This is a genomic window from Bacillus sp. NTK071, from assembly GCF_017303315.1.
Lineage (GTDB): Bacteria > Bacillota > Bacilli > Bacillales > Guptibacillaceae > Guptibacillus.
Genome location: NZ_JAFKOI010000004.1, coordinates 147,054 through 161,816, shown reverse-complemented (window position 1 = coordinate 161,816; position 14,763 = coordinate 147,054). Strand labels below are relative to the sequence as shown.

Sequence of the window (14,763 nt, the reverse complement as noted above, 5' to 3'; positions counted from 1 at the left end):
AACAAACATGTCCCTTTTTCCATTTTCAAAACGATATATAGGGTGAAAGGAGGTGATCAACATGGCAACAGCATCTCTCATGAACACGCAGCTTCGAATGGTACTTGAAACTGGAGTTGACGAGAACGGCAAATCGATTTTCCGAAGCAAGAACTTCAACAACGTGAAGCCTTCCGCAACACCTGATGCGCTTTTTGCAGTAGCACTTGCGCTAGCGCCACTACAGCAGCACAACCTATTTGCGGTTGAGCGTAATGATTCATCTGATCTACAGGCTTAATCAACAACTGAATAACTAAGAAAGGAGGGTAATCACAATGGCAAAAACACTTGAACTTCAATTCAATACACGAGACAACAAACCATTCTCGATCACACTAAGCGATCCAGTAGAGCCGGTTAATCCAGCTGCAATTGCTGCGGCAATGGACGCGATCATCGCTCAAAACTGCTTCACAACTAGCGGTGGCGATGTAACAGCTAAGAAAGGCGCGCGACTAGTAGAACGTAACGAGAATGATATCGTGATCAGCTAAATGAAAATGAGGAGGGGCTTGGTCCTTCCTCTTTCTTGATGACGAAAACAGACGAGGGGGGGAAAGAAGATGGAATCCTGGATGTCACTCATCAGCGATGTTGGTTTTCCGATTGTAGTAACGCTTTACCTGCTGGACCGCATTGAAGAAAAGCTCGATACGCTGAATGAAACGATTCTTCAGTTACCAGATCATCTGACTGCACAACGTTTGAATAAGAAAGTGATGTAATCCCAAAACACTGTAGCTGAGGTTCAGCACAAACGGTGGACCTCGCTCTTTTTTTATACATATCCCTAATTTCATAGTGAACAACGGCTTCCAATCTTCTTTTTAAAAGAGGCGATTGTGAGGTTTCTTAAAGTGTGCCGTTGTTCAGAACGTGGAATGCCTACCACACGTTCTTAAACTAAACTTGTCAGGTGAGCTGAAGCCGATGCAGAAAATTCAGCGTTCTCAAGAGTACACATTTCCCGGTTTATGTGGTGAGAAGCTATGGCGAGAACGGCCCTAACGGTTCGGTATGGTAACCAGGCGTACTACGGTACGGGTAGCAGCGCAAAGACCACGCACATTGGACTGGTTTGATGTGTAGAAAGTGTGCTGTTGAAGGAATTCAAGCGTTCAAATCGGGTGATACGGTGGAAACCTAAGACGGTCTCAGTATACTTCAGTATTAGTGGACGGCTGCTTTTACAGTGCTGATGTATTCTTGTCAGCGCTGTAAAGGTAGTCGTTCTCTGTCCAATGTTTCCTATCGAATCTAGTGCCTTCAGGGGTTAAGAGCACAAGGGACAAGAACAGACTAATTGTTAGAAAGGTTTATTACGATACTGAAAAAGTACAGTATCACCTACTCGGGTTAATCTGTAGATAAAGAAGAAAAGTGTGAAAGAGAAGCGAATGCTTTCTAGTTGAAAAGAGGGGGGAGCGAATCAGATTTTGAAGTTGGATTTTCACCAACGATAAAAGTAGCCTGCTATCTTAATGAAAGACAGCAGACTACTAATCAGTCAATCCAATTGGTGATCAACTTTAACTGGACTTTGTAACAACATGGTTTGTCTGACGGTTCAATAGACGGAAAAAAGGAGGGAGTACTAAGAAAATTGTAACTAACCGTAGCGTTTGAACAGCTACAACAAAAGCAGGGTTTGCATGAAACGCAACAGATGCGGTTGCCATTTCTGCGACACCACCAGGTGCAAATGCTAGCACAGAGGTAACAAACGGAATACCTGTTGCTTCAGAAACACCAAAGGCACATAGTGTCATAACTGCAACAAGGCCAATCGAAGTGAGGAGGCCAACGATGACAATTTGTCTTGCGCCAACAAACATATCTTTATGTAGGCGTGAGCCAATGCTTGCTCCAATCAGAATCTGTGCAAGTATGATTAACCAGTGTGGCCACCACCCTGTGAGGTTCTCTCCAAGATAGGAAGAGCCGATCATGTGTACAACACCAACACCAAGCATTCCACCAACTAACCATGGTGCAGGTAACTTTAATAACTTCCCAATACGATACCCTCCAAAGGAGCCTATGACGAGTAAAGCAGTCCATAGGAAAGAAGTGAGGCTAAACCCGTTTGCAATATATGCCATCTCACCCTGAACAGCTGTGGTTTCTATAACGCCAGTACCTCCAGATTGCGAATAACTAGCTATTAATGGAACTGTCCCAACTACTAGAAAGATGCGAATCATTTGAACAATACTGACTGTCATCGTGTTGGCTCCTACTTCTTCAGCGATACTAGGCATAGCAGAGATCCCCCCTGGTGTTGTACCAAGAAGACTTGTTAACATATCCGCATTTGTATAACGCCACAGAAGATAGCCTGCTAGCAGTGCAAAAATAATCGTCAATAGAAGCATTAGTGTAATTAACATCCAGTTTCTTTCGAAATGATGAACCACAGATAGACTAATTTGTTGCCCTAGTTCAATCCCTAGAATAGCCTGTCCGATGTGTCGCCAATATGGACGAATGCTACTTTGAGTTTGCCCAACGATCCATGAAGGTTTCCAAAAAGATACAAATCCTGCGACGATAAGCGTTCCAATCATCCAACCAATTGCCATTCCAGTTAATGAGAGAAGATAGCCTCCAATGCTGCTCAATAAGATGAACCAACTATTTGTGAGTAGTGTTTGGTTTTTCATGGCGGTACTAACCGCTCCTTCCAAAGTGATTTTCTTGTAGTTGAGTTTTAATCACGACTGTTAGGAAAAAAGGGTTACCATTCCATTAGTATTTCCCTTTGATCTGGTTTCATCATAACGAGCAAATATAAATAGAGTGTTACATGAACATTTTTTTACAATAATAATTGTAAAGTTGATTTTAATTTTAATAACGCTAACCAAATGTCTAGTAATTGACTTTGCACTTTGACACAATGGAAATATCTATAAAATAAGGGTGTTTTTACATATGAAAGTAAGCTGGGTGGTTTCAACAACGGTTACGATTTCTTTACTATTTCTCCTTTTTTTCACTACGTCAAAAAACATCGTAGAAGAAATAAAGATGGGATTGGATTTACAAGGGGGATTTGAAATTCTTTATGAAGTAAAGGAACCATATGAAGGCAATGAGATTCCTGAACAGGAGCTTCTTACCCAAATGGCTTCCTTAATTAGTGATCGTATCAACTTGCTAGGAATAAGTGAACCGGTTATTACAATTGAAGATAACAATCGTATTCGCGTGCAGGTGCCTGGAGTGAAAGACCAAGAAGAGGCTAGAGAGTTTATTTCAATTGGGGGAAATATTACGTTCCGAGATACGAATGATCAACTTGTATTTTCCTCTAGAGACTTTTCTTCTGTAGAAATAGAAAAGACTTCTGAGAATAGCCCGCCTATCGTATCAATTGATTTTACTGAATCCGTGGATATGGAGAGAGTGACAAATAAATATGAAGGAAAGAGACTGGTGCTATGGCTTGATTACATGAATGGTGACTCCTATAAAGAAGAGAATTCAAGGGGAAATTCAAAGATTATTTTTGAAGGGAAAATGAATCAAGCGTGGTCAAGATCTGGCATGGCATTGGGTAGCCAACTTACAAAGCAAGAATCAGAAATGATAGCAAAAGCTATAACCACTGGTAAACTTCCTGCTCCACTTAAAGAATTATCCTCTCAATCTGTAAGTGCCAAACTTGGTGAGAAATCCTTAAATCAAACGTTGATTTCTGGAATTGTCGCAATCATACTTGTTTTTTCGTTCATGGTGTGGCGATATCGTTTACTCGGACTCGTTTCGATCTTATGTATGATCAGTTATCTCTATCTTACTATAGGACTATTTGTTTTCTTTGAAGGGGTACTAACCTTAACAGGATTAGCGGCTTTTATATTAGGACTTGGTATAGCGGTGGATGCAACAATCATTAAATTCGAACGCCTAAAAGAAGAAGTCCAACCAGGAAAGTCGTTCTTACAGACTGTAATGAATGCTTCTAATCGAACATTTGTCACGATAGGTGATGCTCAACTCACAACGTTAATGACGGCAGCGGGTCTTTTCTTATTTGGTGTAGGAAGTGTGAAAGGTTTCGCGACTATGTTACTTATTAGCATCGTCGCTGGGTTTCTGACATGCTATGCATTGTTACGATTACTGCTTTATATGATTGGCGAATCTCTTGTAGTAGAGTGGTATGAGGATAGAAAGTAACGTGAAGAGTTGTGTGTACGATAGAAAAAGAGGCTGGGACATAAGTAAATAACTATGAGAAAGACCCGAACAATTCATTTGAATCAGATCGGGTCTTTCGTAATTTACAGATAGTAAACAACCGCTTCGCCAACATACTTCGCTTTCCGCGGGCACGGCCTCAGTCTCCTCAGAAAGCAAAAAACGCTTTCCTGCGGGGTCTTCGGACTCGTGCTGTTCCCGCAGGAGTCTACGTATGTTGGCTACGCTAAGGTCTTACTCTTACCATTCAAAATTCGCGATTTCCTTCATGTATTTTAGTTTTGTCCCAGCCTCTTTATTCATTCTGATTCTTCATCCAGTTTTCTTATACAAGAATCGTATAGGATTAACAGTTTTAGGCTGAGAGACTGGGGACCGATTAATTAAAATCATTAATTGAAAAAGAGTGACAAAACAAGTCTTTTTATATACCAAGTATTTAGGTTCCCACTTGTCTGTAAACTTACTTTTGAACTCTCTAAGACCTTTGAAATTATAGAAAGAGTTTGCGTGGTTGAAAGCGAGACGCATTAGCTTCTCGCTCATGAATGCATCTTTATGATTTCCTACATTAGATAATGGAGCCATTCCAAGGCTACATGAACGATAGTCGTTTTCTTTTAGCCATTTAAAGATGTGGATGAAAAGTACATCCATCGTACCGTGAGGACTGTCACAGCGTTTACGCATTAAGTCGATACACACGCTACTTTTATAATCCGTTGCTAGAGTAGCAAACGCAACGATCTCACCTTTAGGATCAGACAATAAGGCGATAGGAAAACTTGATACGTATTCTTCACTAAACGAAACGACGGAAAACCCCTTTTCCTTCTGATCGCCAAGCCAAGAGTCAGAAACCTTCGATAAGGTTGAGAGAAGTTCGTTCGTATATGGCGGATGCACGACGCTAAATGAAAAGGAGTTACGAGCAAACTTGTTACATCTTGTACGCAGTTTTGCTCCTTTTTTACCTGCTAGCGAAAAGGCATCAAGGTCCATCACACTTTCTTCCCCTAGTTTCAAGAATCGATAACCGAGCTCATGATAATAGGCCATGTACTTCCGACTAACCTGATAGAAGATGGGTGTAAGACCCTTGCACTCGGCATATGTACAGAATTCTTTCATCGCTTCAAATAGTAAGGATTCATCGCCAATGGGATCTCCCAATACGACCAATTTAGATGCGATCTGTTTGTAAGCAATTAACACATTACGTTGCTGTGCCCAGTAAATTTCTTTGTCTTTCAATAACATTAAATGTGATAAATGATGACCACCATGTTCTTTTAAGAAAGCGGAAACTTGTTCGACATCGAACTCCGCCACATAGGATGGTGATCTGAAATCAGTTATCCATTTCTTTAAATAAATCATCTTTTCCCTCCTGAGAAAGATACATCTATCTTAAGATACCATAAACACGCCTGTTCTTTAGTAGGAAATTTCAACGAGTCTATGAATGTTTATAGCGATGGGAACGAGTAGTTTGCCCTGCAGGATTTTATAATCGATTTTAGAATTAGTTAGTGTGGCAGTTTTTTGTATGAAGGAGGAAGGTTTATGCGCTCAAAAGCATTAGTCATTGTTGATGTACAACAAGCATTTGAAAATAATAAGTGGGGCAAACGAAATAACATTCAAGCAGAAGACAACATTAGCAGGATCCTAGCGCTCTTTCGTGAAACTGAACACCCCGTTGTTTATATCCAACACCAGTCTGATGATCCTAATTCACTTTTTCATCCTGAGAATAAGGGATTCAAAATCAAAGACATCGTTAAACCTGAACAGGATGAAGCAATTTTTACTAAGAAAGTAAATAGCGGTTTTATCGGAACGAACCTAGAAGCGTACTTGCAGGATAATAACATCACCGATATTGTGATAACTGGGCTGACTACCGCTCACTGCGTATCTACAACAACTCGAATGAGTGGTAATTTAGGGTTTAATACTTTTCTCATTTCAGATGCAACGGCAACGTACGGATTAACTGATCAGAATGGAACGTATCATCCACCTGAACAAATACACGAATTAACGTTAGCAACGTTACATGACGAATTTGCGACGATTCTTACAACAAAGGAGTTAATAAAAGAGTTAAAACTCTAGAAAAGGTTTAGTAAGAACATGACAAGGAATACATAACAAAGGATTTATTAACCCACAGGAGGAAAAAACAATGAATGTACTAAAAGAACAGTATGACTGGGTCATGCACACGAGGAAGTTACTCTTTCATTTCTGTGAAAAGGTTAACCAAGAAGATTATACGAAAGAAATGGATACGTTCGGTGGCAATTCGATGCGTTCTCTCCACCAACACGTCGCAGAATGCTATCACTACTGGCTAGGAAAAGTTGGCTTGAAAGATCCTGACTTTTTCGAACGTCCTGAACAAGTGAATGACGTGAATGAAATGCGGAAGTTGTTTGACGAAGTGGATCAGCTAGTTTATCGGTTCTTGGATCACTTTGAGGGACAAGAGGAAAAGAAAATTAGTCGTGGCGTTCAGGATGAAGAGGAGGAGTTCTCAGTACTATGGCTCTACACCCATACGTCGACCCATGAATTTCATCACAAAGGCCAAATTGTTTGGCTAGCCCGTCAGCTTGGATACGAACCTCCCGATACAGATCTCATCACAGCGTCGGATATCAATCGGTACTCAGCATATCCTGAACAAATATAATGTTTTGGCTTAATTAAACGAGTCCTCCTATTTGCTACAGAAAGAAGGCTCGTTTTTTTCAGTGTAAGCAGATACTTTTTCTTTCTAGCTTGAATCTGAAATAATACGTGTTATATCAAAATAATAGGAGGACTTCTCGTGGCATCTACAAAACCATTATTTCAATCATTTACTAGTGATAACTTAACACTATCAAATCGTACGGTGATGGCGCCCATGACGCGTGGCTTTTCACCAGATAATATACCGGGAGAAGATGTGGCAGCTTACTACCGCCGCAGAGCTGAAAATGAAGTAGGCTTGATCGTAACGGAAGGAACTGGAATTAACCATCCGGCATCTGTTTCAGGTGCAAGCATCCCTGTCTTTCATGGGGAAGCAGCATTAAATGGCTGGGCGAATGTTGTGAAGGAAGTTCACAGCGTAGGTGGGAAAATTGTCCCACAGCTCTGGCATGTAGGAATGACTCGTAGCAAAGGTGATCTTCCGAATGAAGACGCTTTGCCTGTTGGTCCATCGGGACTCAGTTTAGACGGTGAGAAAGTAACTGAACCATTGACGGAAGAAGAAGTTGTACAACTGGTAGAAGCCTATGCGCAAGCAGCAGCTGATGCAAAACGAATTGGTTTCGATGGAATTGAGCTTCATGGAGCACATGGTTATTTAATCGATCAATTCTTCTGGGAACAAACGAATAAGCGTACCGATCGCTATGGTGGTGACCTTGTTGGTCGTACTCGCTTTGCTGTTGAAATCATAGAAGCGTGCCGACGTGAAGTTGGACCAGATTTCCCAATCATTTTCCGTTTCTCTCAATGGAAAATGAATGACTTTAAAGCAAAACTTGCTACAACGCCTGAAGAGTTAGAGCGTTTCTTACAACCTCTAGTTGAAGCAGGAGTGGATATTTTCCACTGTTCAACACGACGTTTCTGGGAGCCTGAGTTTGAAGGATCTGATTTGAACTTAGCTGGTTGGACTAAGAAACTAACAGGCAAGCCTGTTATTTCTGTTGGATCCGTTGGACTTAATGGAGAATTCACTAGCTTCGCAGGTGCTGAAACAACGAGTCTTGATGGTCTTATCGAGAGAGTCGAGAACGAAGAGTTTGACCTTGTCGCCATCGGACGCTCCTTGTTAATGGACCCAGAATGGGTGAAAAAAGTACACGACGGCAGAGAAAATGATCTGCTGGCGTTCGATAAAGAGTCACTTAAGAAATTAACGTAAGCTAGATGTGCTAAATAGAGCTGGATTGGTGATATATTAGCTGAAATCTTCATTTAACGGCCAGATTTTCATTATATTGTCTGAAATTCAGATATTATGTCCAAAATCTATTTTTATTGTCCAAACCATCAAAGAGAGCTGCTATCCGGCAGCTCTCTTTTTATGTAGTATTCTGAACAAATTCAAATCAATTGTTTTGTTGCCATCTGTTTGCTAAAATCGATTGAGTTATTTAGACAAAGAAAGGTGTTATTAATCATGATACAAAATCCTACAGGAAAAGAACGTCTGGGCCTCGCTTTCCTGCTCGGTATGCTTGGGATATTAGGTCCTCTTAATATAGATATGTATTTGCCGAGTTTCCCAGGGATTGCAAGTGACTTAGGGGCAAGTGCATCGCTTGTCCAACTTAGTTTAACCACTTGTTTAGTAGGACTTGCGATCGGCCAACTTGTCGTCGGACCATATAGTGATGGGCAAGGTAGAAGAAAACCATTATTAATTTTTATTTTCTTATTCGCCGTGTCATCGATTCTATGTGCGATTGCGCCGAACATCATCACGCTTATTATTGCGCGCTTTCTTCAGGGATTTACCGCTTCAGCAGGCGTTGTACTCTCTCGTGCGGTTGTACGAGACGTGTTCAGTGGGAGAGAGCTTACGAAATTCTTCGCATTGCTCATGGTGATCAATGCGACAGCACCAATGATTGCTCCAATGACAGGGGGAGCGATTCTGTTATTACCTTTCGCTACGTGGAATACCATTTTCTACTTTCTTGGTTTTCTAGGACTCGTTATCGTAGCAGTTATTAAGTTCAAATTACCGGAAACACTACCACCTGAGAAACGGATGCCAGGTACAATTAGCCAATCTATTCGTACGATCGGAAGTCTTATTAAAGATCGTTCCTTTATTGGTTATGCTCTAACGATTGGATTTGTACATGGCGGAAGCTTCGCTTATGTGTCAGGAACGCCGTTCGTATACCAGGGCATATACAACGTTTCTCCACAGGTTTTCAGTATCCTATTTGGGATAAACGGTCTCGCTATTATTTCAGGAAGTTATATGATTGGACGACTGAGTGCCTTCTTCCATGAACGTAGCTTGCTCAGAACTGCTGTCATTACAGCAGTTAGTGCGACCCTTTTCCTCCTTATTATGACAATTATTGAGGGACCTCTTGCAACGCTTGTTGTGCCGATCTTTATCTACATGACCGCGATGGGAATGGTGATTACAAGCACATTTACACTCGCAATGGAGAAACAAGGACATCGGGCTGGCAGTGCGAGTGCCGTATTAGGAATGCTACCCCTCCTATTTGGTGCGATGGTTTCACCCCTTGTCGGGATTAATGAAACGACCGCTGTACCGATGGGAACGATTCTATTTGGCACTTCCTTGATTGGTTCGATTATATTCTTTACCTTAACAAGTAGAAAATAGATGATAGGCGACTACCTTTTAGTAAGGAGTCGCTTTTTTATGTTTTTTTGGAAACTATTCTTGCTGTCTCTCGTCTTTACTAGTAAAGGGAAAGTGAGGAGTGCACAGTCATGAAGGGTGTTATACGTTTCTTTATCATTTTGTTAAGTATCGTGCTAATTGTGAGTATTGCAGGTTTGTTTCAGAGCGGAATCCATTTCAGCTTGCCTTTATTATTTGATCAATTTATAGCGAACGTGAAAGCAATCGTAAATCTATCAACGATTACCTATGAAACACCAGAAGGAAGTGGGATAGAACGTTCTGTTTTTCCGATTATTTTCGAGTATTATGGCTATTCTATTTCGATTCTTCTACTTGGCTTTATACTCGCTTTCGTCACAGCGCTCATGTTAACGATGGTAACTTTTTTTCTACCTAGAATGTTACGAGATCTCCTGAAGAAAACCTTGGGACTACTAGAAGCCGTTCCTGATATTTTTATTATTGTGATTGTCCAGCTGGCTTTTGTTACCCTCTACAAACAGACTGGTATTCTTCTGTTTGAAGTTGTAGGCGGGTTTGATCGCCCTCTCTTTCTACCTCTTGTGACATTTTCTATTCTGCCATCTATTTTTCTCTACCGGATCATGATTTTCATATTTGAAGATGAATTAACGAGACCCTATGTGGAGCTTGCGAGAGGCAAAGGCATTGCAAGATGGATCATCTTGCTCAAACACATTACTAGAAATTCTCTAGTTAGCGTCGTAAATCATTCAAAGTCGATTATTTTATTTATGCTGACGAATCTCGTTATGCTTGAGGTGATTTTTAATCTATATGGAATCACCTGGTTTATCATTTCGAATGTTAGCGCGCAAATTGTGATGCTAAGCATCATCATGATCTTTATCCCCATTTACATATTAGAATTAGTTGTAAGGCGTCTCATCACACATTTCACAGGTGAGGAGGTGCCAAACTAGATGATGACATTACTCTTGAAAAATAAACGCTTTATGCTTGGTAGTAGTTTTATCCTGTTACTGATTACTTCAAGTTTGTTATACAGTATCATTTATGACAATGACATCCCTAAAGCGGAAATCAAAACAGACGTCAATGGAGACATCATCGCTCGACCACCTTATTCACCATTGGACTATCCCCCTTTTGGAACGGATCAGGTCTCGCAAGATTTGTTCTTTGTTATCCTAATTGGTGCAAAATATACGATTGGCTTGGCATTAGTTATCGCCTTAATGCGCTTCTTATTATCCAGTCTATTAGGGATATTCCTGCAACTCTATTGCCGTCGAATACTACAAAAGGTTAAGCCGATTTTTGAGGGACTATATTACTTCCCGGCATCGATTCTTGCTTATTTATGCTTAAGCTGGGTACTGATGAAAGACGGTTTCATAGATGGATTCACCACAACATTTTCTGAACGAGTTCTATTTGAGATGGTTGTGCTTGTTCTGATTGGTGTACCGATTGTCTTGATTAATGTTTCAAAAGAAGTAAGCCTTATTCAGAATAAGGAATTCATTGATAGTGTGAAGGTGTTAGGAGGAAGCAGGTTCCACCTTTTGCGTGTTCATCTTATGCCATATTTGCGACCGCAGTTATTTCTACTATTTGTTCGAGAAGTAATACAGGTATTGCTCTTACTAGCGCATTTGGGTATATTGAACATTCTCTTTGGCGGTGCAATCCTAACAACAGACATGTTTGATAAAGCTGTCTTTGTATCCTTCTCAAGTGAATGGTCTGGATTAATCGGTAGTAACTTTCGCTTTCTGTTCACAGATTATTATTGGATTCCATTAGTGCCAATTGTCTGTTTTACAATAGCGATCCTTGCATTCAAGTTAACCATTGAAGGGTTTGAAGCAGCACTTGAAACTAGCGAGATTCAGTCGGCAAAAGGTTTGAAAGTGGACAAGAAGAAAGTGAACAAAGAAGTTGGTAACAGGGTGAAGATAGAGAAAGGTTCCTTTGATTATTTGTAAAACGATTGAGTGAGGAGAAAACGAAATGAAGTATGACCCTATTAATTTCAGCGAGAAATTATCTAAATTTAGTGAGCACTGGTCTCCAAAAGTAGTCAGTGAAATGAATGACTATCAATTTAAACTGGTTAAAGTGAAAGGTGATTTCGTATGGCATAATCATCAAGAAACCGATGAGGTATTTATTGTGATAGAAGGTGAGATGACCATTGCATTTCGAGATGGAGAAGTTCAACTTTCTAAAGGGGAAATGTATGTAGTACCAAAAGGTGTCGAGCATAAACCATTTGCAGAGAAGGAATGCCACTTAATATTAGTGGAGCCTAAGGGTGTAGTAAACACAGGAGATAGCAAGGGGGATTTAACTGCTGAAAATGATATTTGGATATAAAATGGAATCCGATAGAAGAAAAATGGGGTTAAATCATAAAAAAGAACAAATTCATATTCTATGAATTTGCTCTTCAACAATAAAGTTTATGTGGAAAAAAGAATAGCAGCTGTAGCGCCGTCCTGTAATGACTGGTTGCCACTATGGGTGATTCTTACAGACAGCAAATCGCATTGTTTGACAGGAAATTTTGCGGTAGCCACTGCACAGCAATTCGGTGAATTTTGGTTGTTAGGTCCAGTTACTGTAGCAATAATTCCAGTTGCAATAGATGCAAATCCACAGTTTGTACTCCTATAAATTTCAGCTGTAACATTCTGTGTGGTTAAGATCTCATCTCGAATACTAACGACTAATCCTGTAATAGTTGCATCTGCCGGAACAACCACATTACTTTTTGCGAATTGATTATCTGATGAACCGATTCCTAAGAAATGTCCACTAGGAACAACTTCTGCTGCTAGATAAATTGTATTGGCAGTCGCGCCGGTATCCCCTTTAGGTCCTGGAGGTCCGGTGTCGCCTTTAGGTCCTTGAGCGCCAGTGTCGCCTCTAGGTCCTGGAGGTCATGGAGGCCCTTGACAACAACATTTATGACAATCACAATGATTCGAATGTTTCTTATGACAATCACAATGATTTGAATGTTTCTTATGACAATCACATAACAAAGTGTCGCAGTCACATTTCCATCTGTCTTTCTTTCTTAAATTAAAACCAACTTTCTAGTAAAAGATATGATAGTGTATGTTTGAATTTCATAAGTGTATAGGTGCTTGTATTAGAGCTTATTACTCTAAAAAAATTTCTTCTAATAATGCATTATTAGAAGAATAACCACTCTAACCAGAAGTATAAAAGTGTCCAAGTAACCATAATGGTAGGTGGAATGACGATAAGAGTAACTTTGATATATTGCCACCATGTTACCACGATGCCTTTCTTCTTAAGAATGTGCATCCAGATTAGTGTTGCTAATGTTCCCATCGGAAGGATTAGAGAGCCTATATCACTACCTACGATACTAGCTAGGTACATGCTTTCCATTACTGAATGATCAATCGTCATTGCAGTTAGAGATATGGTACCAATCATTAAGGCAGGGTGGTTGTTAAATAAGTTAGAGAACAGGGTTACCGCTAGTCCATTCATCACACTCGCTTGGTAAAGAGAAGCCTCAGCGAAAGGTTCTAAGTATCGAACAACTAGGTCGGTTAATCCAATGTTTGATAACCCGAAGACTAGAACATACATACTAAATGCGAATAAGAAAATAGACCACGGTGTTTTCTTTAGCATATCGAGTGGATTGACGCGCAAGTAGTACCACCTCCAACCTAGTAGGGCGAGTGAACCAATTACGGCAACAATAGATACTGGAAAGTTTACGTAAGATGCAACGTACAATCCGATCCGAACAGTAAAAACAAATAGAAGAACTTTTTTCATGAAGCGAGCTACTTTCTTCGGATCAAGATCGGCATTATATCCTCCAAAAATCCTGGAAGGAATTTGATCTTTTATTTCAAACTTTTTTGCTTCAAAAGTAGCTGGTAACTGCTTTCTGAATACGAGATACAGTAAGAGAACCATGAAGAATAAGCCAATAGAAGCTGGAACGAGCATCATAGCGGTATGTCGGTACAAGGAGATATCAATAATATCCAGTGAGATGAGGTTCACAATGTTACTAACCCCAATAGGCGCACTTGATGCTGTGGCGACAAGCGCACCACTTAGTAAATAAGGAATCTTTTCTTTCATGGAAAACGATAGATGATTTAACAGTAAGATGAGAATTGGGGTAGTGATAAGAATACTGCCATCGTTATTAAAGAAAAGCGTCATGAGAAAGCAAAGCAAGTTCGTATAGAAAAAGAGTCGAATTCCTGAACCTTTGGAGCGATCTACTAACTGTGAAGCACACCAGTGAAAGAACCCAAAGCTTTCTAACACAATCGCCATAACGACCGTTGCGACAATTGTAATACCTGCTCCACTAACCTTTGACGAAATGGTAAGTAGGTCACTGTTGGAAACAACGCCAATTACTATAATGAAGGCAGCGCCAATGGTTGCAGGAAGTGCAATGTTTATTCCCCATGGTCTAATGAAAATGAAAAACAGAGTTGCAATAAACGTAGCAATCGTTATCATTTCGATCATCTTGTATTTTTCCTTCCTTTCTTAACCCTCACATGTAGGCTAATTCATGTCTGAGACATTTGTTTACCACAATTTGTGGAGTGTTACGATATATTACGTCAATGGACAAACTTTGACTGAGCGAATGCCATGCTAGGCCACAAAAGTGGCTCTTGTCCATCAGAGACATTTACCTAGATATGTTGCTTAACGAAGAAAATGGATCACATTCTATTAAGAAGAATGTGATCCATTCATTTTTTGGTAAATTATAGAAATGGAATGAGCGTATTTAGGTGGTGCAAAAAACGGGAAAAGCATTCTGAGCGGACAACAGAATTAATGGTAGGCGTCTGTACTGTTGGGTTAGATTTTAAGAGAAATAGAGCGACTAAAGTTAGTTAAATAACCAGAAAATGAGAGGCTCAACTACACTTCTTTTTTTGTACTCTATCCCAGTCGACACCCTTCGAGCAAAACCGGGTGGTGCCTGTCACCCGCGTTTTGCTTAATTTATCATTCGACAATATTCACGCTAAATCGGGTGGTGACAGGCACCGCTAAACCGCTAAAAGACTAACGAAGGCATATTCGTTAGT

At 40.3% G+C, this 14,763-nt stretch carries 15 protein-coding genes; 11 read left to right on the top strand and 4 right to left on the bottom strand.

What is annotated here, in order from left to right:
* The first annotated feature begins 61 nt into the window (after positions 1–61).
* The 3 genes from JI666_RS09820 (at position 62) to JI666_RS09810 (ending at position 767) form a co-directional block, all read left to right on the top strand.
* A complete protein-coding gene (locus JI666_RS09820) occupies positions 62–280 on the top strand; it encodes a DUF1659 domain-containing protein (protein WP_206891294.1) in 219 nt (72 codons plus the stop codon).
* A 37-nt stretch (positions 281–317) separates the two neighbouring features.
* Positions 318–536: a DUF2922 domain-containing protein gene (locus JI666_RS09815; RefSeq protein ID WP_206891292.1), complete on the top strand. Its 219-nt coding sequence runs from the start codon at positions 318–320 to the stop codon at positions 534–536.
* A gap of 69 nt (positions 537–605) precedes the next feature.
* Positions 606–767, top strand: a complete 162-nt coding sequence (locus JI666_RS09810; RefSeq protein ID WP_206891290.1) for a YvrJ family protein — start codon at positions 606–608, stop codon at positions 765–767.
* A gap of 804 nt (positions 768–1,571) precedes the next feature.
* On the opposite strand, the gene JI666_RS09805 is transcribed toward JI666_RS09810, so the two are convergent.
* Entirely contained in the window at positions 1,572–2,705 is a 1,134-nt protein-coding gene (locus JI666_RS09805) for an AbrB family protein (protein WP_206891289.1), read from the bottom strand.
* Between the two features lie 271 nt (positions 2,706–2,976).
* Here JI666_RS09805 and secD point away from each other — a divergent pair, with 271 nt between their 5' ends.
* A complete protein-coding gene (gene secD, locus JI666_RS09800) occupies positions 2,977–4,227 on the top strand; it encodes a protein translocase subunit SecD (protein ID WP_206891288.1) in 1,251 nt (416 codons plus the stop codon).
* 333 nt (positions 4,228–4,560) lie between these two features.
* Here secD and JI666_RS09795 read toward each other — a convergent pair whose 3' ends face one another.
* Positions 4,561–5,628: a phosphatidylglycerol lysyltransferase domain-containing protein gene (locus JI666_RS09795; protein WP_206891287.1), complete on the bottom strand. Its 1,068-nt coding sequence runs from the start codon at positions 5,626–5,628 to the stop codon at positions 4,561–4,563.
* 186 nt (positions 5,629–5,814) lie between these two features.
* Between JI666_RS09795 and JI666_RS09790 the strand changes: the two genes are divergently transcribed.
* The 7 genes from JI666_RS09790 to JI666_RS09760 all read left to right on the top strand — a co-directional run bounded on the left by JI666_RS09790 (position 5,815) and on the right by JI666_RS09760 (position 12,019).
* Positions 5,815–6,369, top strand: a complete 555-nt coding sequence (locus tag JI666_RS09790) for a cysteine hydrolase family protein (protein WP_206891286.1) — start codon at positions 5,815–5,817, stop codon at positions 6,367–6,369.
* Positions 6,370–6,439: 70 nt separating this feature from the next.
* A complete protein-coding gene (locus JI666_RS09785) occupies positions 6,440–6,949 on the top strand; it encodes a DinB family protein (protein WP_206891285.1) in 510 nt (169 codons plus the stop codon).
* A gap of 138 nt (positions 6,950–7,087) precedes the next feature.
* Entirely contained in the window at positions 7,088–8,179 is a 1,092-nt protein-coding gene (locus JI666_RS09780; protein ID WP_349769319.1) for an NADH:flavin oxidoreductase, read from the top strand.
* A gap of 258 nt (positions 8,180–8,437) precedes the next feature.
* Positions 8,438–9,631 (top strand): Bcr/CflA family efflux MFS transporter, encoded by a 1,194-nt coding sequence (locus JI666_RS09775; protein WP_206891283.1) that lies wholly within the window; start codon positions 8,438–8,440, stop codon positions 9,629–9,631.
* A gap of 110 nt (positions 9,632–9,741) precedes the next feature.
* A complete protein-coding gene (locus tag JI666_RS09770) occupies positions 9,742–10,599 on the top strand; it encodes an ABC transporter permease subunit (protein WP_206891282.1) in 858 nt (285 codons plus the stop codon).
* Complete coding sequence (locus tag JI666_RS09765; RefSeq protein WP_206891281.1) at positions 10,600–11,628, top strand: hypothetical protein; 1,029 nt, start codon at positions 10,600–10,602, stop codon at positions 11,626–11,628.
* Positions 11,629–11,653: 25 nt separating this feature from the next.
* Positions 11,654–12,019: a cupin domain-containing protein gene (locus JI666_RS09760; RefSeq protein ID WP_206891280.1), complete on the top strand. Its 366-nt coding sequence runs from the start codon at positions 11,654–11,656 to the stop codon at positions 12,017–12,019.
* Between the two features lie 86 nt (positions 12,020–12,105).
* Here the strand turns inward: JI666_RS09760 and JI666_RS09755 are convergent, their stop codons facing one another.
* Both JI666_RS09755 and JI666_RS09750 read right to left on the bottom strand, forming a co-directional pair.
* Positions 12,106–12,408 (bottom strand): hypothetical protein, encoded by a 303-nt coding sequence (locus JI666_RS09755; RefSeq protein ID WP_206891279.1) that lies wholly within the window; start codon positions 12,406–12,408, stop codon positions 12,106–12,108.
* Between the two features lie 436 nt (positions 12,409–12,844).
* On the bottom strand, positions 12,845–14,185 hold the full coding sequence (locus JI666_RS09750) for an arsenic transporter (RefSeq protein WP_206891277.1): 1,341 nt from the start codon (positions 14,183–14,185) through the stop codon (positions 12,845–12,847).
* Between the last annotated feature and the right edge of the window lie 578 nt (positions 14,186–14,763).